This window comes from Streptomyces sp. NPDC002845 (genome assembly GCF_053591955.1).
The window spans coordinates 14,205-38,315 of the sequence record NZ_JBSFUU010000080.1 but is presented as its reverse complement, the minus strand read 5'-3'; the positions used below and the strand labels follow the sequence as shown (position 1 = coordinate 38,315).

The 24,111-nt window shown below is 69.0% G+C and carries 21 protein-coding genes and 3 pseudogenes; 9 read left to right on the top strand and 15 right to left on the bottom strand.

Annotated elements, in window-relative coordinates; all coding sequences use genetic code 11:
• The first annotated feature begins 1 nt into the window (after position 1).
• Positions 2–1,143 (top strand): annotated as a pseudogene (locus ACWD3C_RS38650) (RNA polymerase sigma factor).
• 226 nt (positions 1,144–1,369) lie between these two features.
• Here ACWD3C_RS38650 and ACWD3C_RS38645 read toward each other — a convergent pair.
• Positions 1,370–1,846: a hypothetical protein gene (locus tag ACWD3C_RS38645; protein WP_451151668.1), complete on the bottom strand. Its 477-nt coding sequence runs from the start codon at positions 1,844–1,846 to the stop codon at positions 1,370–1,372.
• Positions 1,847–2,320: 474 nt separating this feature from the next.
• Here ACWD3C_RS38645 and ACWD3C_RS38640 point away from each other — a divergent pair, with 474 nt between their 5' ends.
• Positions 2,321–2,497 (top strand): hypothetical protein, encoded by a 177-nt coding sequence (locus ACWD3C_RS38640; protein WP_451151666.1) that lies wholly within the window; start codon positions 2,321–2,323, stop codon positions 2,495–2,497.
• A gap of 71 nt (positions 2,498–2,568) precedes the next feature.
• On the opposite strand, the gene ACWD3C_RS38635 is transcribed toward ACWD3C_RS38640, so the two are convergent.
• The 3 genes from ACWD3C_RS38635 to ACWD3C_RS38625 form a co-directional block, all read right to left on the bottom strand.
• A complete protein-coding gene (locus tag ACWD3C_RS38635) occupies positions 2,569–3,387 on the bottom strand; it encodes an SGNH/GDSL hydrolase family protein (protein ID WP_451151664.1) in 819 nt (272 codons plus the stop codon).
• Positions 3,374–3,943, bottom strand: coding sequence for a PadR family transcriptional regulator (locus ACWD3C_RS38630; protein ID WP_451151687.1), 570 nt, complete (start codon positions 3,941–3,943; stop codon positions 3,374–3,376). Before ACWD3C_RS38630 ends, ACWD3C_RS38635 begins: the two co-directional genes overlap by 14 nt.
• A 221-nt stretch (positions 3,944–4,164) precedes the next feature.
• Positions 4,165–4,407, bottom strand: a complete 243-nt coding sequence (locus tag ACWD3C_RS38625) for a hypothetical protein (RefSeq protein ID WP_451151662.1) — start codon at positions 4,405–4,407, stop codon at positions 4,165–4,167.
• On the opposite strand from ACWD3C_RS38625, the pseudogene ACWD3C_RS38620 reads away from it, so the two are divergent.
• Positions 4,403–4,669, top strand: a pseudogene (locus ACWD3C_RS38620) (aldehyde dehydrogenase family protein); the annotation flags it as partial. The gene ACWD3C_RS38625 and the pseudogene ACWD3C_RS38620 overlap by 5 nt on opposite strands.
• A gap of 72 nt (positions 4,670–4,741) precedes the next feature.
• Positions 4,742–6,589, top strand: a complete 1,848-nt coding sequence (locus ACWD3C_RS38615) for an NAD(P)-binding protein (RefSeq protein ID WP_451151685.1) — start codon at positions 4,742–4,744, stop codon at positions 6,587–6,589.
• On the opposite strand, the gene ACWD3C_RS38610 is transcribed toward ACWD3C_RS38615, so the two are convergent.
• The 3 genes and pseudogenes from ACWD3C_RS38610 to ACWD3C_RS38600 all read right to left on the bottom strand — a co-directional run bounded on the left by ACWD3C_RS38610 (position 6,578) and on the right by ACWD3C_RS38600 (position 9,211).
• On the bottom strand, positions 6,578–7,540 hold the full coding sequence (locus tag ACWD3C_RS38610; protein ID WP_451151660.1) for an ISAs1 family transposase: 963 nt from the start codon (positions 7,538–7,540) through the stop codon (positions 6,578–6,580). The genes ACWD3C_RS38615 and ACWD3C_RS38610 overlap by 12 nt on opposite strands.
• 64 nt (positions 7,541–7,604) lie before the next feature.
• Positions 7,605–7,730 (bottom strand): annotated as a pseudogene (locus tag ACWD3C_RS38605) (ISAs1 family transposase); the annotation flags it as partial.
• Between the two features lie 884 nt (positions 7,731–8,614).
• Positions 8,615–9,211 (bottom strand): TetR/AcrR family transcriptional regulator, encoded by a 597-nt coding sequence (locus tag ACWD3C_RS38600; RefSeq protein ID WP_451151658.1) that lies wholly within the window; start codon positions 9,209–9,211, stop codon positions 8,615–8,617.
• A gap of 119 nt (positions 9,212–9,330) precedes the next feature.
• Here ACWD3C_RS38600 and ACWD3C_RS38595 point away from each other — a divergent pair, with 119 nt between their 5' ends.
• The 5 genes from ACWD3C_RS38595 (at position 9,331) to ACWD3C_RS38575 (ending at position 14,150) form a co-directional block, all read left to right on the top strand.
• Positions 9,331–10,995 (top strand): FAD-dependent monooxygenase, encoded by a 1,665-nt coding sequence (locus ACWD3C_RS38595; RefSeq protein ID WP_451151656.1) that lies wholly within the window; start codon positions 9,331–9,333, stop codon positions 10,993–10,995.
• Positions 10,992–11,693 carry an MBL fold metallo-hydrolase gene (locus tag ACWD3C_RS38590; RefSeq protein ID WP_451151654.1) on the top strand — a complete coding sequence of 234 codons (702 nt, stop codon included), beginning with the start codon at positions 10,992–10,994 and terminating at the stop codon, positions 11,691–11,693. The genes ACWD3C_RS38595 and ACWD3C_RS38590 overlap by 4 nt, the downstream gene beginning before the upstream one ends.
• Positions 11,694–11,723: 30 nt before the next feature.
• Positions 11,724–11,969, top strand: a complete 246-nt coding sequence (locus ACWD3C_RS38585; protein WP_451151652.1) for a hypothetical protein — start codon at positions 11,724–11,726, stop codon at positions 11,967–11,969.
• Positions 11,970–12,224: 255 nt separating this feature from the next.
• Positions 12,225–13,040 carry an oxidoreductase gene (locus ACWD3C_RS38580; RefSeq protein ID WP_451151650.1) on the top strand — a complete coding sequence of 272 codons (816 nt, stop codon included), beginning with the start codon at positions 12,225–12,227 and terminating at the stop codon, positions 13,038–13,040.
• 135 nt (positions 13,041–13,175) lie between these two features.
• A complete protein-coding gene (locus ACWD3C_RS38575) occupies positions 13,176–14,150 on the top strand; it encodes an NmrA family NAD(P)-binding protein (protein ID WP_451151648.1) in 975 nt (324 codons plus the stop codon).
• A 409-nt stretch (positions 14,151–14,559) separates the two neighbouring features.
• Here the strand turns inward: ACWD3C_RS38575 and ACWD3C_RS38570 are convergent, their stop codons facing one another.
• The 8 genes from ACWD3C_RS38570 to ACWD3C_RS38535 all read right to left on the bottom strand — a co-directional run bounded on the left by ACWD3C_RS38570 (position 14,560) and on the right by ACWD3C_RS38535 (position 24,033).
• Positions 14,560–16,014, bottom strand: coding sequence for a glycoside hydrolase family 32 protein (locus ACWD3C_RS38570; RefSeq protein WP_451151646.1), 1,455 nt, complete (start codon positions 16,012–16,014; stop codon positions 14,560–14,562).
• 78 nt (positions 16,015–16,092) lie between these two features.
• On the bottom strand, positions 16,093–17,007 hold the full coding sequence (locus tag ACWD3C_RS38565; protein ID WP_451151644.1) for a carbohydrate ABC transporter permease: 915 nt from the start codon (positions 17,005–17,007) through the stop codon (positions 16,093–16,095).
• Between the two features lies 1 nt (position 17,008).
• The gene (locus tag ACWD3C_RS38560; RefSeq protein WP_451151642.1) at positions 17,009–17,887 is read right to left on the bottom strand and encodes a carbohydrate ABC transporter permease; all 879 of its coding nucleotides are present in this window, start codon (positions 17,885–17,887) and stop codon (positions 17,009–17,011) included.
• A 157-nt stretch (positions 17,888–18,044) separates the two neighbouring features.
• A complete protein-coding gene (locus ACWD3C_RS38555) occupies positions 18,045–19,325 on the bottom strand; it encodes an extracellular solute-binding protein (RefSeq protein ID WP_451151640.1) in 1,281 nt (426 codons plus the stop codon).
• Between the two features lie 123 nt (positions 19,326–19,448).
• On the bottom strand, positions 19,449–20,483 hold the full coding sequence (locus ACWD3C_RS38550; protein WP_451151638.1) for a LacI family DNA-binding transcriptional regulator: 1,035 nt from the start codon (positions 20,481–20,483) through the stop codon (positions 19,449–19,451).
• A 172-nt stretch (positions 20,484–20,655) separates the two neighbouring features.
• A complete protein-coding gene (locus tag ACWD3C_RS38545; RefSeq protein WP_451151636.1) occupies positions 20,656–20,994 on the bottom strand; it encodes a hypothetical protein in 339 nt (112 codons plus the stop codon).
• Between the two features lie 144 nt (positions 20,995–21,138).
• The gene (locus tag ACWD3C_RS38540) at positions 21,139–21,432 is read right to left on the bottom strand and encodes a putative quinol monooxygenase (protein WP_451151634.1); all 294 of its coding nucleotides are present in this window, start codon (positions 21,430–21,432) and stop codon (positions 21,139–21,141) included.
• A gap of 36 nt (positions 21,433–21,468) precedes the next feature.
• Positions 21,469–24,033 (bottom strand): GH32 C-terminal domain-containing protein, encoded by a 2,565-nt coding sequence (locus tag ACWD3C_RS38535; protein WP_451151632.1) that lies wholly within the window; start codon positions 24,031–24,033, stop codon positions 21,469–21,471.
• Between the last annotated feature and the right edge of the window lie 78 nt (positions 24,034–24,111).

Here is a 24,111-nt window from a genome sequence, read left to right as displayed (position 1 = left end):
CGTGAACGAGGTCTTCCTCCGGAGCCTCACCCCGAGCGTGCTCGCCATCCTCGTCCGCCGCGGAGCCGACTTCGCGGCGGCCGAGGACGCCGTGCAGGACGCGCTGGTCGAGGCGGTCCGCGTCTGGCCGGCCGACCCGCCGCGGGATGCGAAGGGCTGGCTGGTCACCGTGGCCTGGCGCAAGTTCCTCGACGCGACCCGCGCGGACGCCGCCCGCCGCCGGCGTGAGGACCTCGTCGACGAGGAGCCGGCGCCCGGGCCCGCGCCCGGGGTGGACGACACGCTCCAGCTGTACTTCCTGTGCGCCCACCCGTCGCTGACGCCGTCGTCCGCGGTCGCCCTCACGCTGCGCGCGGTCGGCGGGCTGACCACCCGCCAGATCGCGCAGGCCTACCTGGTGCCCGAGGCGACCATGGCGCAGCGCATCAGCCGGGCCAAGCGCACCGTCTCCGGCGTGCGGTTCGACCGGCCCGGCGACGTCGCCACCGTGCTGCGCGTCCTCTACCTGGTCTTCAACGAGGGCTACTCCGGTGACGTCGACCTCGCCTCCGAGGCCATCCGGCTCACCCGGCAGCTCGCGGCCGTGATCGACCACCCCGAGGTGGCGGGGCTGCTCGCCCTCATGCTGCTCCACCACGCCCGGCGCGCCGCCCGGACCGCGCCCGACGGCAGCCTGGTTCCGCTCGCCGAGCAGGACCGCGGCCGGTGGGACACGGGGTCGATCGCCGAGGGCGTCGAGATCCTGCAGGCGGCCCTCGCCCGCGACCGGCTGGGCGAGTTCCAGGCCCAGGCCGCCATCGCGGCACTCCACGCCGACGCGCCCACCGCCGAGGAGACCGACTGGGTGCAGATCGTCGAGTGGTACGACGAGCTCGCGCGCCTGACAGCCCGGTCGTCCGGCTCAACCGCGCGGTGGCCGTCGGCGAGGCCGACGGACCGCGCGCCGGCCTGGCGGCGCTCGCGGAGCTGGACGACTCACTGCCCCGCCACGCCGCGGTGGCGGCGTACCTCCACGAGCGCGACGGCGACCTGGAGACGGCGGCACGGCTGTACGCCGAGGCGGCCCACAAGGCACCCAACCTCGCCGAGCGCGACCACCTGACCCGCCAGGCCGCCCGGCTCAACGCCCGCCGGTGCCGCTGACGGGCCGCGCTCGGAATTTCCCGCGGCACTTGGCGCGACCTCGTGGCCGGAGCGGTCGCCTCACAGTGAGCAGACGGGTCGAGACCAGCCGCACGACGCGTTGCCGACGGGGAAACTCAGCGGCGACGACAGTCGCGCTGAAGGCGTGGTGTCTCAAGAGACCCGCCCGCTGAAGTGCACAGTGAAGGCGACCCGTCTGCGACGGTTCGGCTTCCCGAAGAGCGGCTCACCCAGGCTCATCTACGAAGAGCCGGTAATGAGTGCCGTGGCGGTGCTGGGTGTGCAGGGCGTCGGTCGTGATCACGGTGTTGGTCAGGCCTGGCGTCCAGCAGGGGCTGGAAGGCGGGGATTTCGTTGCCTTGGAAGAGATCTGCCGCTGGGCGATGACCACGCCGCTGTGGCTCATCGCGGACAGCAGTTGGACGGCCGCGGTGGTAGCGGTGGCGGTACGCAAGCCGCGTACCGTCTTGCCGTCCACTGCGACCGCCCGCAGTACCGGCCGCCCGGCCCGCGGCTCCTGTGGGAGCGGTGGCATCCCGGCCTGCAGGTACGCGCTGATCGCCGCATCCAGCGCGTCACCGTCGACACATTGCAGCAGATGGGGGACGGTGGCGGCATGCGGTGCGGTCCGCTGTCCGGTGAGCGGGTCCGCGGTGAAGCCGCATGCGCCCAGGACGTGGTGCGGGGCGCCGTCGACACTCACCGATCGCGATGAGCAAGCAGGCACCTGCCAGCACCGGATCAGCTGCCGCGGCATGAGGGCGACCGCCGGGTACCGCCGCCCCGCCCGTCACACGGTTCTGTCACGACACACAGGAATCGGCAGAGGCCGGCAGCGTCCTCAGAGGCATCCGCGCGGCCTGGGACGCCAGTTGCTCCAGGGCCGCTGGTATGGGGGATGATGCTCGGGCAGGCACGGTCCCGCTCGGTTCCTCATGGGTCTCGACCATGTTGACCGGACCACGGGAGAGCAACTCAGTGTGTCGGGAGCCGAGTTGCTGGTTGTTCCGGAACGAGACATGCAGCTGTCGGAGGGAGGGGCCGCATGTCTTCATCCGGTGAGATCCACAAGGATCTCCGATCGATTCGTCCTGCTCGCTGGGAGCGCGCGTCGTGCCTGCCGACGATGTGAACCCGTTTGTGGTCGTACGTGGTCCTGGATCCCCAAGGCTGCCCGGTGGAGCCGATCCGGCGCTTCCTGCGGGACTTCCTGGTACGCGGCCACGATGCGGGCAGCGTCCTCAGCCATGCCTTCGATCTGCACCGCTGGTGGCGTTTCCCTTCTCCGCACCATGTCGAGCGGGACCAGCTGTCCGCGTACTCGCGGCGGAAATGCCCAGCCGGGTACGTGTGAACGTGCCCACTCCGGCGTACTGCACAGCGCCGGGCCGTTCGAGAGGAAACCGCCCGGGGCCGATGCTGTCCCTACGAAGATTCCCGTTGACCGGTGTCCGCCGCGGAGTCGGGCGTGGCACTCAGGGGCAGGAGCTGGGGGCGTTTCGCGGTGCGGCCGTCGCCGGAGGACTGACCGCGCGCACGGCGTCCGAGCCAGGGGCCGAGGAATGCGGCCGCCCAGCGCAGTTCGGCTCCTGCGGCTTGCCAGCCCGTGGGAACCCTCTGCGGCGGCAGGGGGAGCGTCCAGGCGTCGTCGCTTCCGGGCAGGTGGATGGCTTGGGCGACGGCTGCGGCGATCCGTTCGTGGCCGAGGGGGCTGGCGTGGAGTCGGTCCGCACTCCACAGCCGTGGATCGGTGGCGACGGCCTGTCGGCCGGTTTCGGCGACCACGACCCTGTGACGGGCGGCCGCAGCGCGGATGCGGGTATTGAGGTCGAACACGCGGGACCTGATCGGCCGGGCAAGGGGCACGATCTTCCCTACGTCGGGAAAGGTCAACGTCACCACGTGGGCTCCGGCTGCCGTGAGCGCGGCGAACATCTCTTCCAGGTGCCCGGCCACCTCTGCGGCGTCGAACCGGGGCCGGAGCAGGTCGTTGACCCCGGTGACGACGGTGGCCAGGTCGGGCCGCAGGGCCAGGGCGGGCCCCAGCTGTTCAGTGCGGACCTGGCCGGCGACACGGCCTCGTACGGCAAGGTTGGCGTACCGAAGCCCCGGGTTGACGGCCGCGAGGTGCTCGGCGAGCCGGTCGGCAAAGCCCCGTAGGCCGACGGCGTCGTCCCCGTCGCCGAGCCCTTCGGTCTGACTGTCGCCCAGGGCGACGTAGCGCAAATATTCACCGTTCGGCATGAGTCGACTGCCTTTCCTTGAGGACGGCTGCGATCCGCAGGCACCAGTCCCGGTGCTCCTGCTCAAAGGCCAGGCCGCGCAGGCAGGTCAGGTACGGCCCGATCCGCTCGCCCCGGCGGAGGAACTCCTCCTCGTCCGCATCGCCGCGCAGTTGCCGCAGCAGCTTGCCGAGAAGCTCGATCTTGGCCTCGGCCGCAGACGCTCGCTCTTCGAGCTGTTCGATCACCGGCGCCGTGCCGATGCGGTCGGCGACCTGAACCTTGACGAGCAGATCGTCGCGGATGAACGAGGGCTTCGATACGGCTGCGGCGAACTTCTCCAGCTCGGCGCGACCGGCGTCCGTGACCCGGAACAGACGTTTGTTGGGCCGGGTCTCCTGGACCACCTGCCGACCCGCGACCAGCCCTTCCTTCTCCAGCTTGGTCAGCTCGGCGTACAGCTGTTGCGGCAGGGCGTGCCAGAAGTTCGCGACGCCGACGTCGAACGCCTTCGCCAGCTGGTATCCGCTGTACTCGCCGTCCAGCAGCGCCGCCAGCACCGCATGCCGCAAGGCCATCGAAGCAGCCCCTTCCTCGTCCGCCACTGCACCATACTCAAGGATATGACTAGTCATATCCTTGAGTATGGGGAGGGCCATGGAGGCTGCTGAACGCTTCCGCGCTGCCGCGCAGAAGGGCGAACTCGCCGCACTGAGCCCGTTTCACCCTGAGGTTGCTGATCGCGGGGCTGCCTGTGATGACTCTTGGCCGTGGTCGGCTGCCCGGTGTAGATCATCTGTCAGCGGGCGATCTCGAGGTTCGTGAGGACGAGGAGGGCCCGCAGAACGGTGGTGGAGTGCCCGGCGTGAAGGCGGAGCCTGGTCAGGATGCGCCAGGCACCTTCAGGTGCGCGAAGCCGTGCTCGACCGGGGCGCGTCCGGCTGCGGGTGTCGGTGATGCCGAGGAACAGCAGGCCGTGGGACTTGCTCCCGCTGTAGTTGCGCCGGTTGTCCGGGCCGGTGCAGCGTCGGGTGCGGATCACCCAGGGCCTGTCCTCCAGCATCTTCACCCGCGACCAGCAGGAGGCCGAGCTCTTCCTCTCCTCCGAGGGCTCCGACTGTGGCATCGCCAACGTCAACATCGGCACCTCCGGAGCGGAGATCGGCGGCGCCTTCGGCGGTGAGAAGGAGACCGGCGGCGGCCGCGAGTCCGGCTCCGACGCCTGGCGCGCCTATATGCACCCCGCCACCAACACCATCAACTACTCCAGCCGCCTCGCCCTCGCCCAGAACGTCAGCTTCCTCTGTGCGCACGCCTCACCCACGCAGGAGGAACGCGAGCCTCCTCGCCCGGATCCGGACCGGGCAAGGGCACCCATGCAGCCCCAGGCTCCCCACTCACACCTGCGGCTTCCAGGAGGACCGGCAATCCGAGCTCGCGGACTCGGGCGCGCCGGCACCGTCAGCGCGTGCGCCGTCAGCAGAAGGGCCCTCTTCGTCACCTTGGGTGCCGGCGTCGAGCGGACCCCGTACCCGTCGGCGATTGAGCATCTGTCCCAATCAGCAGCCCCGGTCGTGTGGCATCTGTCCATGGTGCAGCGGAAGTCTCGCTCATACGTTGTGAGCACATGCGCTTCTGCGCGCCGGGCGATCCCCTGCGCTCCCGCCCCCCTGTGCCGACCGGACATGGACATCGCCGCCGGGTTCTCCGGCATGGCTTCCCGCCGGCCCGGCGGTCGACGAGATCGTCCGTGCCCCGCGTACGGCCGGCACACCGTTCGTCTCCTGAAAGGCCGAAGATTGAGCGCCCGGACATCCAGCGGCGAGGCACCACTCCACTGCCCCACGACGGGGCAGCACATAGTGATCGTCGAGGACGACGAAGCCCTGGGCCGGGAAGCCGCAGAGTGCATCAGCCGCTGGGGCAGCACAGTTCACCGTCTGAACCGCCCGGACGACGACACCCTGCACCGCCGGCTCCAGCAACCTGTCGACGGCATCGCCGTGGTGTCCCGCGACGACATCGTCGCACTGCGCTACACCCTGCTCACCGAGCACCTCAAGCCCGGCATCCGCCTGGTGGTCACCCTCTTCGACCGCACCGTCGCCGACGAGGTCTCCCGTACCGTCCCGAACTGCAGCGTGCTCAGCATCACCGACACGATCGTGCCCAGTCTCCTGGCCAGCTCCCTCAACCCGCGGTACGCCATACTCCAGTCCACCGGCTCCGGCATCATCGGCGTACTGCGACAGGACCACCCCACAACCGTCGAACACCTGTCCCGGCGGGCCCTCGCCACCACATCCAGGCCCCGGCCGCGCACCGGCATCACCACCTGGTTCCGCTCCCTCGGCACCTCCGCCAAGGCTCTCGTCGCCAGCTTCACCGGGCTCCTGCTGGCCCTTGCCCTGGACGTACTGCTCGGTGTCCTGGTCCTCCACGAGCACTGGTACGACGCCCTGTGGAACTCGGCACGTACCCTCACCACGATCGGATCCTCACCCGCGGCAGAACACGGCCCGGCCTGGTACAAGGTCCTCTCCGCCCTCTCCATGCTGGCAGTGCTGGCCCTCGCGGCCCTGTTCACCGCCGGCCTCGTCGACCAACTCACCGGGCGGCGCATGACCAGCATTCTGGGAGCCCGTTCCATCCCAAGGCATGGCCACGTCATCGTCGTCGGCCTGGGACAAGTGGGACTGCGCCTCTCCGCCCAACTGCGCGATCTCGGCGTCAGGGTCGTCGCCGTGGAACGCAACCCCCAGGCCGGCTGCGTCCCCCTGGCGCGTTCCCTCGGCATCCCCGTCGTCCTCGGCCGCGGCGGAGACCGGTTCCTCCTGAACCGCCTGTGCGTCCAGCGGGCCCGGGCCCTGGCGGCGGTGGGCTCCGACGGCCTGGAGAACATCGCTGTGGCGGTAACGACCCGGGCCGTCGCCCCGCAGCAGCGCATCGTGCTGCGGGCCGGAGGTGACGAGGTCACCGCCGATTCGCAGTCGCTCTTCCGCATCGGCGCCGTGTGCGACGTCACCCGCATCGTGGGCGCGTCCGTGGCGGCGTCCGTTCTCGGCACCAGACCGCTCAGCGTGTTCGTCGCGGAACGACACACGTGCGCCCTGTTCCCCGACGAGCAGGTCATCGACCTCGGAACGTGGGATGCGGACCACCGTCGGCAGAGCGGCCCCACCGAGGGGAGTACCGCCGTGGCCACGGACGTTTCAGGCCGCTGACGGCTGGACCCCAGCCATGCGGACAGCGTGCGGGCTGCCCCGGCATCCCTCAGGAAGATGCCGGGGCAGCCCTCCGGCGGCTACGGGTCCGCGGGCCTCCTCGGTGGTGAGGAGGCCCGCGGACCGGGCGTCCGGCGCGCGGCCGGTGTCCTTGCCCAGGTCCGGGGGCCTCAACCCCGCGCAGTTCTGGCGGAAGAGGCTGATGGCGGGGTTGCGCAGGCTGGCCATGGTGCGGGGCAGGTTGCCGGTGCGGACTTCGGAGTCATCCTCGCGGAAGGTGCGGTCTCGCACGTGGTGCAGGAGGTTTTCGATGCCCCAGTGGCCTCTGATCCAGGTGGCGAGTTCGGCCGGGGTGGCGTCGAAGACATCCAGGCTGGTGATCAGGTGGATGCGTTCGATGGTCAGCTTTCCAGTGCCGCGGTCGCGGCGTCGGCGGACGGACTGGATGGCCTGGCGGGCGCCGGGATGGTCGAGGTGGCGGAACGCGGCGACCTTGAGCCGGCGGATCTCGTCGCGGTGGTGGGCCCGGTCGCGGGTGCGGTGGTCTGGCGGGATGTCTTTCCACGGCAGTTTTCTGAGCTGTGCATACAGGCCGGGGTGGTTCTTCTTGACGATGGCGATGTGGTGGGCGCCGCGTCCGGTGAGGTAGGCGCCGTGGCCGTGCCGGGTGTGCAGGGCGTCGGTGGTCAGCACCGTGTTCGCCAGGTCGATGGTGTCCAGCAGAGGCTGGAAGGAGGGGATTTCGTTGCTCTTGGAGGTGATCTGCCGTTGGGCCGGGACCACGCCGTGGTCGTCCGTCGCGGCCAGCAGCTGGATTGCCGCGGCAGTGCGGGTTCGCGAGCCGCGCACTGTCTTGCCGTCGACCGCGATCGCCCGCAGCGTTGACAGCCCGGGCTCCTGTTCCGGGTGCGGCGTTCGGGCTTGCAGATATGCGCTGACTGCCGCGTCCAACGCAATCGCCGTCGACGCGTTGGAGCAGGCGGCGGACGGTGGCTGCGTGCGGCGTCGGCCTGATCCCGGTGAGCGGGTCGGCCGAGAAGCCGAGGACGCCCAGGACGTGCTGCGGGGCGTCGGTGATCGATTCGCTGATCGCGATGAGCGAGCGGGCACCGGTCAGTACCGCCGCGACGGCCGCGCACAACAGCGCGGCCGCGGGATACCGCCGCCCTTCCTGCCACGGGGATCGGGCACCCGACCAAGGAAGAGACGCAGCTCAGCTGCCTGCTCCGGGGTGATGAGGGTGTTCTGGAGGGGCAGTTGCTTCGGCCCTGAAGGGATGGGCGATGACATTCGCGCAGGCACGGTCTCGCTCGGTTCTCATGGGTCTCGACAACCACATGATCACCGGCACCGTGCCTGTTCTGCTGCCCGAACCATCCTCCCATGAACCGGTCATGACGCCACGTCACACACGAGAGCCGCAAACCGGACGACTCACGTTCCTGCAATGCCCCTGGGCCTGTTCCAGTTCTCCGACTTGGAACTGCTGGAGCTCCGTGCCGACCCGGTGACCGCCTTGAACTCCGAATGGAGCATCCAGCGTGGGCGCACTGTATGGGAACGCACGAAAGACTTCAGTCATTGGTCATGCAAGTCCCGTGTCACGGCCAGGGAAGAGCAACGCTGACCAGACCTCTCGGCTGCCGCGACAGTGATGTTGTCCCAACCAAGGTTCGAAAACAGCCCCTTGCGTACAGCGCGTGAGGACGTCGTACTGCGACGATCAGAAGACGTCACCAGACGCCGGACACCACGAGTTCAAGTTGAGCACAGCACGTCGTCAGGCCGGCCGGGCAGAGCCACCGCCAAGCTGTGCCGCCCCCTCCCCGACCGGGCTGCACCGCATCACTGCGCCCACGCTGATCGTCTGGGGCGCGGAGGACACCCTCATCCCGCCGGTGTGCGCCGAGGAGTTCCGCCGCCGTATCCCGGGCAGCCGGTCGAGATCGCGCCCGACTGCGGGCACGATCCGCAGGTGGAGCAGATGGAGGTCCCCTACGGTCTGGTCACCGACTTCCTGGCGGATCAGGTCGCGAGCAGCCCGGCGACGACGTCGCCTGCCCCGCTGCCGTAGACCTCGGCGGACAGGTCCGGGTTCCAGGCTCGCTGCAGGATGAAGCCCTGGATCAGGGAGAGCAGGGCGTGAGCCGCCGCGTCGGGGTCGACCCGGGCGGCGACGTCGCCGCCCTGCTGCCCCATGAGAATGCGCTCTCGCAGGGCCGACCGCACCCCGGCAACCCCGTCCTGAATGGCCTCGGCCAGAGCGGGGTTGCGCAGCGCCTCGCCCCACGCCTGCACGGCCAGCCGCATACGGTCGTCGGCGTGGTCGAGCTCCGCGATCGCCAGCGGCAGCTCGGCCACGAGTTCGGCGAGCGGCCGGTGGGTGCGCAACGCGTCCCGGACGACCGCCTGCACCACGCCGACCGCCTCCAGCGAGATGGCGACGATGATGTCGTCCTTGCTGCGGAAGTACCGGTACACCGCACCGGGTGACAGCTCGGCTTCGTCGATGACGTCCTGGATCGACGTCTGGTGGAAGCCGTCACGGACGAAGCGCGTGGCCGCCGCGGCCAGTATGTGCCGGCGGCGGGCGGCGAGGTATTCGGGGCTGACCCTGGGCATGCCCCCCAGCCTATATAAAACGAGTGCTCGCTCTTGACGCCTGGGGCACTTCTCATGGATAAAAAAGAGCGAGCACTCGATTTTTTTAGCTCGACGAAGAACAGAAGGAGGCAGCTGCCATGCCGCGCACTCAGGTGCTGATCGTCGGGGCGGGACCGACCGGACTCGTCCTGGCCGTCCAGCTCCGACGCCACGGGATCGCGTGCCGCATCATCGACAAGCACGCCGGGGTACTGGAGCTCACCAAGTCCGCGGCCCTGCACGCCCGCACCCTGGAACACTTCCGCGACCTCGGCGTGGCCGACCGGATCACGGCCGAAGGGCAGCGGGTCGATGTCCTCGTGCTGCGCACCGGCTACCGGGACCGGATCGCCGTGGACTTCCGTACGCTGGCCGACACCGCCTACCCGCACATGGTGGACCTCCCGCAGGCCCGCACCGAGCACATCCTCATCGACCGGCTCGCCGACACGGGCGTGCAGGTCGAGCGCCACACCGCCTGCACCGGAATCGAAGAGACCGCCGACGGCGTGCTTGCCACGGTCAGCACGGCCGACGGCGCGACCGAGACCATCTCGGCGGACTGGCTGATCGGCTGCGACGGTGCCAAGAGCACCGTGCGGTCACTGATCGGAAAGGACTTCGTCGGCGCGGCCTACGCCGACGACTGGGTGCTGTGCGACGCGGTCGTCGACTGGCCGCTGCCCCGCAACGAGATGACCTTCAGTAGCGACAAGGAAGGCATCTACGGCGTGTTCCCGCTGCCCGGCGAGCGACGCTACCGTCTGGCCTACACGCAGCGCCACGACAGCGACGGCAATCCGATCGAGCCCGATCTCGCCGACGCCCAGCAGGCCATGGCGCGTACCGGGATCGAGGGCGCTATCCACTCGGTCGACGAGTTCTGGACCTTCAGCCTCGCCCACCGGCAGGCCGTCGGCTACCGCCAGGGCCGCGTGTTCCTGGCCGGCGACGCCGGCCACGTCCACACCCCCTTCGGGGGCCAGGGCCTGAACCTCGGCGTCGGCGACGCGGTCAACCTCGGCTGGAAACTGGCCGCGGTGATCAACGGAACCGCCCCGGAAAGCCTGCTCGGCAGCTACCAGGCCGAACGGCACCACGTGGCCGAGCGGGTCGTCGCCTTCACCCACCTCGGCGCCCAGGCCATGCTCCTGCGCCGGGACCCCCGACGACACGTGCGCGACACGGTCATGAAGGTGCTCCAGGCCACCCCGCCCGTCCGCCGCACCATGGCGCGCCGCCTGTCGCAGCTCACCCACAGCTACCGGACGTCCCCCGCGGTCCGCGGCCGCACACGCCACCTCCGTGCCGGGGACCGGCTGCCCGACCCGGTGCTGTTCGACGGCGTCGGCAACCGCCCCGTCCGCCTGCACGACATGCTGCCGAACGACCGGCACACCCTGCTGCTCACCGGGGATCACCGCACCGGCCGCGGGCTGCTGCCGCCGGTCCACGACCTGGCCGCCGTGCTCGAACGCCGCTGGCCCGGCATGCTCGCCGAGCGGCTGCTGACCACGGCCTGGGACACCGCGAACACGGCCGTCCAGTCGGAGCTGCCGGTGCTGCTCGACCGCGGCCGCAACGCCGCGGCGCTGTACGGACGCGGTCCCACCGCCTACCTGATCCGGCCCGACCGGCACATCGGCTACGCCGGACCGCCTCATTCCGCCCGCATCCAGGAGTACCTCGCCATGCACCTCACCTCACCCTCAGCCGCACACGGTGCCACGCGCGCCGCCGCCCCCCGGGCAGGCCGGTCATGAGGGGGCGCCGACAGACATCGGGCCCGGAGAACCTGGTCACCGTCGACCTGCTCCAGTCCACCGCATACGCCGTCCGCGGCGAGCGGACCGTGCTGGTGGACACCGGACCGGCCGGACACGAGGGGCGGCTGCTGCGCCGCCTGGCACACGCCGGGGTCGAGCCCGGCGAGATATCCGTGATCGTCCTCACCCACTGCCACCCCGACCACGCCGGCGGCGCCGCGGAGCTGCGCCAGCGGCTGGGCGTGCCGGTGGCCGTGCACGCCAACGAGGTGGACTGGGCCGCCAACGGCCGCAGCGACTTCTACGACGTGCTGCGCCCGTTCGGGCACCTGCTGCGCCGGACCATGCGCCCGACCTTCCCGGCGTTCGCCCCGGACATCGTCCTGGAGCACGGCACCACCCTGGACGAGCACGGCGCGCCGCTGACCGTGCTGCACACCCCCGGCCACACCCCGGGCTCCGTCAGCCTGCTCCACCGGCCCGGCCGCGACGCCCTGGTCGGCGACCTGCTGGCCGGCGGAATGCTGCGCAGCAACCGCCCGAACGCGCCGTTCTTCGCCCAGGACACCGCCCAGCTCGACACCAGCCTGCACACCGTGCTGGCGCAGGGGCCCGACCGCCTGCTGTTCGGCCACGGCCGCCCCGCCTCCGCGGACTCGGCGCACCGCCGCCTCGGCCGACTCGCCCGCCGCTGACCCCGTCCCGACCCTGCAAGGAGTAATCGGATGCCACGAGAAGACATCACCTTCCCCGTCGGCGACGTCCAGTTGCGCGGATGGGTGTTCCACCCGCCGAACGTCAGCGGCCCCGCCCCCACCGTGGTGATGTCGCATGGCTTCGCCGCGGTCAAGGAGCAGTCAGGTTCCCTTCAGGCGGCAAGCCGCCTGAAAAGCGCGGGCCTACATGCCCATTGCCCAACACCACGGGATGCCGACAGCCATGACATGGAGCCGGGTTGCTGCGCCTCATGACAGGGCTCCGCCCGGCCGTCCCCGAGATCCCGCAGGCGCCGCGAAGCTCCCGCACCGTACGGCGCAGCGCCTCGCGCGGACGCACCCGCCCCGACGGCGGCCGAACGCACCGACCTTCCGGTGACGGATCGACCTGAAGGCAGCCGGTGACGCCGCACCCGGATCAGTTTCCCTGCCTGAGCTTGCACACGAAAACCGATCGGTTCACGACGAGAGGGAAACCGATCGGTTTCGCAATGACTTCGGGAGCCTGTGATGACGCAAACTCGGCCAGTGGCACTCGTGACGGGTGCGTCATCCGGCATCGGAAGGGCAACCGCGTTCGCACTGGTCGAAGCGGGTTTCAACGTGGTCGGCACAAGCCGCGACACCTCGCGCGTCACACCACTCGACGGCGTGACGTTCCTTGACCTCGACGTGGCCAGGGACGAATCGGTCACCGCCGCGGTCCAGCAGGTGGTCGACCGGTTCGGACGGATTGACGTCCTGGTCAACAACGCCGGTATCGGCTTGACGGGGGCGGCGGAGGAAAACTCCGTCGCACAGGCCCAGGGCGTCTTCGACATCAACGTCTTCGGCGTCATGCGCACGGTGAAGGAGGTCCTGCCGCACATGCGAGCCCGGGAAAGCGGACGCATCATCAACCTCTCGTCGATCTTCGGTCTCATCCCGGCGCCATACCTGGCTGCCTATGCCGCGTCCAAGCATGCGGTCGAGGGGTACTCCGAGTCCTTGGACCACGAGGTTCGGGAACACGGCGTGCGGGTCCTCCTCCTCGAACCCGGCGGGACCAACACCGGGTTCGAGGCGAACAGCACGCAGCCCGATACGCCCCTGCAGGTCTACGAGAAGCAGCGCCGCATCGCCGACCAGGTGATCGCGACGGCGGTCAGGGACGGCGACGCCCCCGCCACCGTCGCCAAGGCGATCGTGGCGGCAGCGACGGATCGGAATCCGAAGCTGCGGTACACCGCCGGCCCGCTGGCCGGCCGCATCAGCACGTTGCGCCGCATCGTGCCCTCCCGGATCTTCTACACCCAGATCCGCAAGTACAACCGGCTGGCCGGCTGACGCAAAGGCTCACACGGAGGCAGCCGTCGAGCGCAACGACTTCGCCTTCGTCGACCGGCTCCGGCGGGGCCGGGACCCTTACCTCCCGGGCTTTCTGAACACCTGACTCGCCCCAACCGGACAGAGGACACACTGATGCCAGAGCGCAACCCCATCCTGATCACCGGTGCCGCCGGCGAAATCGGTGGTGTGAGCCGAACGATGGCCGACATGCTGCTTGAACAAGGGCACCCGGTGCGCGCGTTCGTGCGCCAGGACGACGAACGCGCCCACTCGCTCCGCCAGGCAGGGGCCGAGGTCTTCGTCGGTGACCTGCTCGACATCGCCGACGTGACCGCCGCGCTGAAGGGCTGCCGCCGCATCTACTTCAGCATGAGCCTGTCGCCGTACTACACCGACGCCGTCAGCCTGATGGCCGCGGCGGCGCGGGCCCAGGGCGACATCGAGGTCCTCGTCAACATCTCCGAGTACGAACAGTCCTTCATGACGTTCGAGAAGATGACAGCGCCCGAGGAAGAACGGCGCTCATGGCTCGGCGGACTCATCACGCAGTGGTCGCCACAGCAACGGGCCCACTGGATCGCCGAGCAGGTGCTGGACTGGTCCGGCCTCCCGACCGTCAACGTGCGGGCGGCCATGTTCGTCGAGAACCCCCTCCTGACCTGGCTGGCACTGGGCCCGCTGAGCAACGGTGATCTGCGCCTGCCCTTCGGCCACCACCGGCTCGCGCCCCTCGCGGGTTACGACGTGGCGGAGCTGTGCGTGAAGATCCTGGCCGACCCGGCTCCGCACATCTCGAAGTCCTACGACCTCACCGGCCCGGAACTGAAGGACATGCACGGGTTCGCGGAGGACTACGGGGCCGCGCTGGGACGCAAGGTCACTTACGTTCCCGAAGAGGTCGAAGCCTGGAACGAGACCTACGTGGACAGCGCCATGGCCGCGTATCCGCACATCGCGGAGCACCTGAAGACCCTGACCCGGCTGATGGGCGGCGGAGGGTACCGCGGCGTCACCGACCAGCTGGAAACCCTGCTCGGGCGCCCGCCGAAGACCGTGCGGTGGGCCCTGGAGAACCACCCGCGCATCCGGAAGCCGGCGTCTGCCTGAGCCGCCGAGCGGTCCGGAGCAGAGCAATGACGGCACACCGGAGTGCCGTCCACCATCACCACGCCGTCCGCAGGGGCTTTCCGCTGGGCCTGCAGGGCCTGTGCCGAGGGCGGGACGACAGCCGTGTGCGGATTGCGGAGGGCCGAGATGGTGCTGGCACTGTGGTCCAGGGACGCAAGCAGGTGCATCGGAAAGTCGTAGCTTCACATCTCGACGCGGGTCCCCATGTTCGCGCTCACCCTGCCCAACACCAGCCCAAAGCCAACGCTGACGCCCCGTCCGACCTCGGTCTGCTTAATGTCTCACGAGACATGCCCAAGTCCGGAGAACAGGGGCTCCCGCTGGGCGTTGTGGTGCAGCAGACTTATTCCCCCCCACGCAGCAGCCGCGCTCGGGGCGCGCGCGAGCGTCAGATGTCCTGCCCTTGGCGCGCCAGGAGTGGTTCTTGATGGGTCCCGCTCGGGTGCAGGTTCCATGCTTCGACGGTGAAGTCGGTGTGGCCGGTGCCTGTGGTGTGGGTTTGCAGTCGCCATGGTTCGTCGCCGGTCGGGTAGAACCTGATGGTGAGTACCTGGCCGGAGGCGAGATAGATCTCTGCGATCGAGCGATCGACGATGACGCGGAGTTCGACGGGTGCGTCGGGGGTCGAGTAAGGCATGGCATACGTGCCCGCTCGTGCTCGTGGATCCAGTGATACGTGGCTGCGGTCCACGGTGAGTCGGCCGGATGTGGGGTCGAGGGTGATGTCGAGGTGTTCGGTGCCGTCGGCCGAGGTGACCAGGCGCAGCCCGCTCGTGCCGGAGGGGTCGGGGGTCAGGACCGCGGTGAGGTCGAAGGTGCGGCTGACCTCCCCCAGTTCGACCGGCCGGGATCGAGTGACATGTCCTGTGCGGTGCAGGACGCGTCCCCCGCGCAGGGCGAGCAGTTCGCGGGCGGGGCGCTGGGCGACCGTGCCGTCGTCAGCCAACGTCAGCTCGCGCGGGAGGGTGAGGACGCCTGCCCAGCCGGCCTCGTTCGACCACTCCGCGTCGCGGGCCTCCCACGACCAGCCCCACAGCAGCCACCGGTCTTCCTCGGGGGCCTTGAGCAGGGCGGGGGCGTAGAAGTCGGGGCCGTGATCCAGTCGTACGGGGGGTGCGGTGGCGGTGAAACGGCCGTGTTCCTCGTGGCCGGTGTGGACCGTCACGTGGCGGGGTCCGTCCTGATGGGTCCAGTCGCTGACGATCAGGACGCCGCGGTCGCCGAAGGTCGCGTACTGGGGGCATTCCCAGCCGACCTGGTCGGTGATGTCGGCGGGGCTGCTGGTGTGGAAGTGGCCGTCGTAGGCCCAGTTCTCCAGGTCGTCGGACTCGTAGAGCAGTGCGGCACCGCGGCCGTCGGCGAGGGCCGAGCCGACCAGCATCCGCCAGCGGCCGCCCTGCCGCCAGACATAGGGGTCCCGGTACATGGTGGTGTCGGCGGGCGGCTCCGGGATGAGCAACTCCGGCCGCTTGGCCCAGGTGTGACCACCGTCGTGCGACTCGGCGGTGGTGACCGGCTGCCACCAGCGGTCGGTGCGGTGGGCGGAGTAGAAGGCCAGCAGTCGGCCGTCGACGGAGATGGCGTTGCCGGAATAGCAGCCGTCAGCGTCGTCGCCGCCGGGGGTGGGGGCGAGGGCGACCGGGAGCTGTTCCCAGGTGATCAGGTCGGGGCTGCGGAAGTGGCCCCAGTGGACGTTCGCGTGGCGCGGGGCGTGCGGGTTGTACTGGAAGAACACGTGGTAGTGGCCGTCGTGGAAGACCAGCCCGTTGGGGTCGTTGATCCAGTTGCGCGGCGGGCGCAGGTGCACGTCGGGCAGGTGGGGGTCGGCGGGCGGCGTGGACACACGGGACCTTTCAAAGGATGTGCGAGGCATAGGGGGTAGCAGGAGAAGTGGGGGGCGGGCGCGGGCCCGGCCGGGGGGTCAGCCCTTGACGCCGCTGGAGGCGATGCTGCTGACGAAGGCCCGCTGGAAGGCCACGAACAGCGCGAGCACCGGCACGGTGATCATCGACGAGTAGGCCATGATCTCGCCCCAGGAGGGGTTGAGCTGGAAGAAGTAGTCGATGCCGACCATGACCGGCCGCAGCTCCTCGCTCTGGACGACCATCAGCGGCCACAGGTATTGGTTCCACATCGGCAGGAAGGCCAGGATGGCCACCGTGGCGATCGCCGGGCCGGACAGCGGCATGACGATGCGCCGGTAGATGCCGAACCAGCTCGCCCCGTCGATGACCGCCGCTTCGTCGAGTTCCTTGGGAATGCTCTGGAAGTACTGGTGGAACAGGAAGATGAAGAGGGCGTTGCCGACGAACGGCAGGATCTGCACCTGGTAGGTGTCCAGCCAGCCTTCGGTCACGACGAGCCGACCGCCCTCCAGTTGCAGCCAGGGCAGTTTGTTGACCCACCAGACCATCGGCAGGGCGAAGGTCTCGAACGGCACGATCAGCGTGGCGATCACGGCCATGAGGACGATCTTCTTGCCGCGCCAACGCATCCGGGACAGGGCGAACGCCGCGAGGCTGTTGATGAAGATACTCAGCGCCACGGTGATGACAGAGATCCCGATGGAGTTGAGCAGGAAACGGGTGGCGGGCACCCGGTCGAAGACCCCGATGTAGTTGTCCAGGGACAGAGCGCCGACCGGCAGGAACGCCTTGATGCCGTCCAGGTCGCCGAAGATCTGTTCGTCGGGCTTGAACGACGACACCAGCATGAAGACGATCGGGAACGCGAAGAACAGCGCGAGCACGATGCGCGCCACCTGCAGTCCGATCCGGCGCGGCGACGGCCTCCGACGGCGGCCCGGACGTGCGGGAGCGGGGGATACGGAGGTCATGTCAGTCCTTCTCCCGGGTGAGGAAGCGCTGGACGAGGGAGACGGCCAGCACCAGAACGAAGAAGACGAGGGAGATCGCGGACGCGTATCCGGTCTGCTGCTGGCTGAATCCGGTCCGCACGGCCTGGTAGACGACCGTGCTGGTGGCGTCGAGTGGCCCGCCTTGCGTCATCACGGCGACCTGTGTGAACAGGGCGAACGCGTTGATGGTGATGGTGATGAGTACGAAGGTGCGGGTGGCGCTGAGGCCGGGCCAGGTCACGTGCCGGAAGCGCATCCAGCGGGTGGCCCCGTCCATGTCGGCCGCCTCGTACAGGTCCTGCGGGATGGTCTGCAGTCCCGCCAGCCAGATGATCATGTGGAAGCCGACGCCCTGCCAGGCGGACATGACGATGATGGCGGGCATGGCCGTGGACGGGTTGGTCAGCCAGTCCGGTCCCTGTACATGGCCGAGGGTGAGGCGGGAGATGATCTCGTTGACCAGCCCGGTCTTCTGGTACAGCAGCGTCCACAGGATGGAGACCACGACCATCGAGGTGACGACCGGGAGGAAGTAGAGGGTGCGGAAGAAGTTGACGCCCTTGACCTTGGCGTTGACGAGCAGGGCGAGCACCAGCGCCAGGCCGCCCTGCAGCGGGACGATGACGACGGCGAAGTAGAAGGTGTTCCGCAGCGACTTGTAGAACAGCGGGTCGTCCAGCAGGGTGCGGAAGTTCTGCAGGCCCGTGAACTGGGCCGGATTCGGGGACACCAGGCGGGCGTTGGTGAACGCCAGCGCGAAGGCCAGCACCACGGGGATGACGATGAACATCACCAGCAGGAAGACGGCGGGGCTCACCATGCCGAGTGCGGCGAGGCTCTCTCTGCGCCGTGCGCGCATACCGGTTGACGGACTGGCGGGTGGCGGAGCATCGGCGGCATCAGGTCGGGAGGACGTTGAGGTCAGTGTGGTGGCCATGGGACATCCAGGCAGGTACGTGTCCCGGCGGAGGCGGGGAGGATGAATCGCCGTCATCCGCCGGGACGGGCGGACGCGGTCAGCTGCCGGTGGAGTAGTTGTTGGTCGACAGGTTGTTGTCGATCTCGCTGACGGCCTGGTCGAGAGCGCCCTTGACGTCGGCGCCGGCCAGGATGTCCCGAGCCGTCTTGGAGAACACCGTGGAGATGTAGGGGTAGGCCGGGGTGACGGGCCGGACCACCGCGAACTCCTGCGCCGCCTGGAGGAAGACGTTGAACTGACCGCCCGTTTCGTAGCCCTTCACCTGCTGCGCTGCCGCGTCGGTGGCGGCGATGGTGCCGGTGGCCTTGGCGAAGTCCACGAAGTACTTCGTCTGCCGGGAGAAGTTCAGGTAAGCCTGAGCGCCTTCCTTGTTGGAGCAGCTCGAACTCATGCCCCACTGCCAGGAGGCTCCGCCGATCTTCGGTCCGTCGCCGAAGTCGACCGGCGGGAGGATCGCCAGGTCGCCGCCGAACTTGTCGGTGTTGGCCTGAGCGGACCAGCTGCCGTCCCACTGTATGGCGGTCTTGCCGTTGCGGAAGTCGTCGGCGGGGCTCTTGCTGGACTTCTGCGGCGCGTAACCGTTCGTGACCAGCGAGCGGAACCACTCACCCCACTCGACGGCCTTCTCACCGTTCAGCGTGCCCTCGGCGGTCTCGTAGGTCGAGCGGTCGACCAGGTCGCCGCCGAAGCTCTGCAGTATCGGGGAGTAGGCGTACGGCCACCACTCACCGGGGTCGCCCGTGCCGAGGTCCAGCGTGTTCTTGAAGTCGCCACTCGCCTTGATCTTGGCGAGCGCGTCCATGAACTCGTCCTTGGTCCAGGGCTTGTCGAAGGTGGGGATGCGGATGTCGTACTTCTTCAGCACCGACTGGCGGGAGTACAGGGTCAGGGCCACGTCGTAGAAGCCGAACGCGTAGGTCTTGTCCTGGTACGTGGCGACCGTACTGGGCAGCTGGTCCTCCACTGCGACCTTGCCCTTGGACAGGTCCAGCGGCGCGAGGTACCCACCCCAGGCCCAGTTCGGGACGTTGGGCCCGTCGACGTCGAGGATGCACGGCAGCTTCCTGGCGGCGGCCGCGGCCACCACCGAGTCGTTGTAGGAACCCTGCGGAAACGCCTGGATCTTGACCTTGTACGTACCCTGACTGGCGTTGAAGTCCTTGACGATCTGCTTCACGACGTCGTACTCGGCATCGTTGCCGGCGTTGTGCGTCCACAAGGTCAGTGTGTTGCCGTCGGCGCCCGACGAGCCGGTGCTACCGCTGCCGCCGCAGCCGGCCACGAGCACGGCCGCGGTCAGGGCGGCTATGCTCGACACCGCGAGGCGCCTGGTTCTCGATTCCACTGGGTTCCTCCATTTCACTGGGCACGGTCCTGACAGACCGTGTCGGCGGCCGGTAGTGACGGCCGCCTGTATCGGTGGCGCTTCGCCGTTCCGGGGTCAGAGTCGGGGCGGCGAAGCGACCGATGCCCGTACCACCAGTGGGCAGGGCAGCATTTCCTGAGCAGCCGGACCAGGCTCCTGGCCGGGGGCACCCGTGAGCGCGAGCAGCTGTGCGACAGCCCGCGCCCCCATTTCGTAGTGCGGCAGGGCGACGGTGGTCAGCCCGGGGAACAAGCCGTCACAGATCAGTTCCTGGTTGTCGAACCCGATCACCGACAGGTCGGCGGGGATCGACAGCCCCAGTTCGGCGGCGGCGCGGTAGGCGCCCATCGCCATCCGGTCGGCGAAGCAGAACAGCGCGGTGGGCCGTTCCTCCGCCTGCAGCAGACGGAGCGCCGCTCGATACCCGCCGACGGCGTCGGTGGTCTCAGCCACCACCAGCCGGGTGTCCTCGGCGATGTCCGCCTCGGCGAGAGCACGCCGGTAGCCCTCAAGGCGTCCGTGGGTGGCCGGGATGTCGTCGACGTTGGTGATGAAGCCGATCCGGCGGTGGCCGTGGCGGACCAGCTCGCGCACCGCCGTCCGACCGCCCAGGACCTCGTCCGGTACGACCGAGGGCACGCCGGTGTCGTCCGAGCGGGCGTCCAGCAGCACCGTGGGGACCGACCGCAGCCGCTCCGGCACCTCCACGACCCGGTGGTACATGGACGCGTACAGTACGCCGTCGACCTGGCGCTGCAGCAGCAGGTCGATCTCCTTGCGCTCCAACTCCGGGTCGCCGCCGGTGTTCAGCATGAGCAGCAGGAGGCCGTGCTTGGCCGCCTCCTCCTGCGCTCCCAGGATGATCCGGCCTGCGTGCGGCGTGGTGGCGATCTGGTCGCTGACGAAGCCGATCGTGTTCGACCGCTTCAGCCGCAGCCCCCGCGCCAGTCCGTTGGGCGCGTACCCCAGTCGCCGGGCCGTTTCGAGAACGCGCTGCCGGGTTTCGGCGTTGATGCGCTTGCCCTCGACCTCGTTGAGGATGTGGGAGACGGTCGTGACCGAGACGCCGGCGGCTGCCGCCACGTCCTTGATCCCGATCCGCCTGCCCATGTCGTGCCCAATCGTTTTGGCAAGTGAGTGCGGGATGAGATTGCGCCCCGCGAGGCGCCCCTGTCAACGGCTCGTTACGAACTCGTGGCCAAGCAATGTCGGCCGAGGTGGAAACCGGGCACCGTCCGCCCTTGACCCGGTGGTCACCAACTAGGCCAAACGCGCTCGCAGTTCAGCAACGAACGCGGCGCCGGCGAAGTAGCCGACCGCCTGCCCTTAGCGCGCGTGCACCCCGAAGGCGGGGTTCCTGCGGGCGACCTCGCGGCGCGATATGGGTTCCTGTGCCGTAGATGCGCATGACCGCCGCGTCGAGCACCTCGGAGGGCGTGACGGCGTGCCCGTACGCATCGGTGAACAGCTTCAGCCGCTTGCGCCGGTCCGGCTCCTCGGGCCGGCCGAAGGGCTCAAGCCCGTCCGGCGGGTGGAAGGGAACGAACTGGTAGGCCGCGTACGCCAGGTCCCAGATCCGGTTCGAGGGTGCGGCGGTGTCCCAGTCGATGATCCCCGCCACCTCGGTGCCGTTGAAACCATGTTCCAGGGAGCCAGGTCGCTGTGTTGTCCTGCAGGGGTGTCCGGTTACGTTCTCACGGCGCGGCAAGGGCCGGGCCCGCGTGGCGGGCCCGGCCGACGTCAGGTCACCGGGATCAAGGGATCGTCAGGCCACCGGATCGAGGAAGGTCAGCACCGAGGCGTCCTCCTCGATCAGCGGGGCGAGGGCGGTGTTGAACGGGCCGCCGTACGGGGCCTTCAGGTGGGTCTGGAAGGCATCCTCGTCCCGGTACATCTCGAAGATCCAGTAGGCGCGGGGGTTGGACACCTTGGTGTAGACGTCGAAGGCGAGGTTGCCGTCTTCCTCGCGCACCTTCTGGGCGTAGTCCAGCAGCAGGCGTGCGACCTCGTCCTCCGCACCCTCACGGGCGGTGAACTCGGCGAGCAGGGTCTTGTTCACGGTATGGCGTCCTCCGTGGTCAGGCGTGGTTGAGGATCAGTCGCGGTAGGAGCCGAGGTGCCAGACGCGGGCCCGGTCCAGCTTCACCGAGCCGTTCTCGGCGAAGACCTCCACTCCCTGGCTGGCGGGGTCGGGGAAGATCTGGTCGGTGATCACCGCTTCGCCGCTGCCGCCGAAGACCTCGACGGACGACCAGTCGACGAGGATCCGCAGCTTCACCTTGCCGTTCTTCGCCTGCAGCGGGGCCCGCTGGACGCCGGGGAAGGTGCTGTTGAAGTCCACGGCGCCGGAGCGGGTGCGGTCGACGTACAGCTCCTGTGTCGTGGTGTCGTAGCCGATGACGGTCTCCTCGCCTCCGGCGCCGGTGCGCACCTTCAGGCCGAAGCGTTCGGCGTCCTTGAGGGAGAAGGTGGCCTCGATGTCGAGTGCCTTGCCCTTGGCCGCAGGGCCGATCAGGGGCTTTGTGGTGCTCCTGACGGTGACACCGGCGGCCGTCGCCGGGCGCTGCTGTCGGAGGGACGTAAGGCTGTTGACCGGCTTGCTGGCCAGCCGGATTTGGCCGTTGATCGTGCGCAGGGCCATCTCCCGGGGGGCACTTTGCGCGCCGCGCCAGGGGGAGGTGGGGATGGCGCCGCTGTAATCCCAGTTGTTCATCCAGCCGATCATGTACCGCTTGCCGCCCGGTGCGTTCTCCCAGGACACCGCCGCGTAGTAGTCCTTGCCGTAGTCGGCCCAGTCGGCGCGCTGCACGACGGACTTGGCGGCGGTGTCGGCGGCGGTGAACCGGTCGGCCAGGATGTGGCCCCAGCCGGCGGTGTTCATGTCGACGATCTGGATACGTGCCTTCTTGCCGGCGTAGGGACGCAGGTCGAAGGAGGCCCAGTCCAGGGTCTCGCTGTTGGCGCCGGTGGCGCTGCGGACGACCTGGCCGTCGACGATCAGGTTGACGGACGTCTCCTGGGAGACGGGCTGGGCCTTGGTGTCGGACAGCATGATGTGGTCGACGTTGAGGTGGCCCCAGCCGCCGGTGTTGTCGTCGACGATCCTGATCCGTGCCTTCTTGCCTGCGAGGTCGCCGACGTCCCAGGAAGCCCAGTTGAGCGCCTCGGCGTCCTTTCCGGTGGCGCTGCGCACCACTTCGCCGTCGACGACGAGTTCGAGGGTGGTGGGGTTGGCGGAGCCGGCGGGGTGGTTGCCGCCGCCGATGAGGAAGTTGATGTGGTTCTTGTCGATGGTGAACTCGGGCGAGGTGAGGGTGCCGGTGGTGGAGTCGCCGTTCAGGTAGGTGTTGACCAGGCCGTCGCCCAGGAATCCGGAGACTTCCTGCTGGTTGGGGAGGGTGCCGGTGGCCGGTGCCGAGCCGAAGGCGTCGCCGGTCGTCGTCCAGTCGCCGTAGCTGCCGCCTTCGAAGTCGGCGAGGACCGTGCCCTCGGTCGGCGGCGGTCCCTGCTCCATGACGGTTCCGGGCTCGTGCGGGTGTCGTCCGCCGCCGACCTTGAAGTTCAGGTAGGGGCTGTCAACGGTGAATTCGGGTGAGGTGAGGGTGCCGGTGGTGCCGTCGCCCGAGTGGAAGCTGTTGGCGAGGCCCTTGCCGTCGAAGCCGTCGACGGTCCCCTGCCCGGCCAGCGCCCCGGCCGACGGTCCGTCGCCGAACGCGGTGCCTGTGGTCGTCCACGTACCGAAGTCGGTGCCCTCGAAGTCCTGCATCACCGTGCCGGTGGGCGGGGTGTAGGTGCCCTTGTCCTCGGCGGTGAACTTCTTGCCGTCGAAGTCGCCGATGAAGTACTGGGCGGCCGAACCGCCCGCGATGCCGCCGGGGTTGATGTTGACGACCAGGACCCACTTGATGTTGTTCTCGTCCCCGTCGACCGCGAGGGGGAACAGGTCGGGGCACTCCCACACGCCGCCCGTCGCGCCCTGCGGCCCGAACTCACTCTGCAGCTCCCAGTCCTTGAGGTTCTTGGACGAGTAGAACTGCACCTTGTGCTCGGTGGACAGCGACACCGTCATCAGCCAGCTCTTGGTCGGCTCGTACCACTGGACCTTGGGGTCACGGAACTCTCTGGAGCCGATGTCGATGACGGGATTGCCCTGGTACTTGGTCCAGGTGCGGCCGCGGTCGGTGCTGTAGGCGAGCGACTGGGCCTGTATGCCCGTGTCCTTGGCGTAGCTGGTGTAGACCGCGACCATGGGTGGGTTCTCCTTCGTGCCGAACCCGGTGGTGTTGTTCCAGTCGACGACCGCGCTGCCGGAGAACACCATCTCCTCGTCGTCGTGCGACAGGGCGAGCGGCAGTTCCTTCCAGTGCACGAGGTCCTTGCTCACCGCATGGCCCCAGGACATGTCGCCCCAGGAGTTGCCGTTCGGGTTGTACTGGTAGAAGAGGTGGTACTCGCCTTTGTAGTACACGAGGCCGTTGGGGTCGTTCATCCAGTTCTTCTCCGGGGTGAAGTGGAACTGGGGTCGGTAGGTCTCGGAGTACGGCGGGGTGTCGGCAGCGACGGCCTGGGGGGCCAACGGGGCTGCGGACAGGGCGCAGACGGTCGCCACCGCCGCGATCATCCGTGTACGGGCATGCCGGGATACACGTCCAGAGCTCATGGGATCTCCTGTGCCGCGGCCGTCCGCGCAGCGAAGCCTGCTGCCCGGCGCGGAACCGGCCGAAAAAGTGACCGCCCT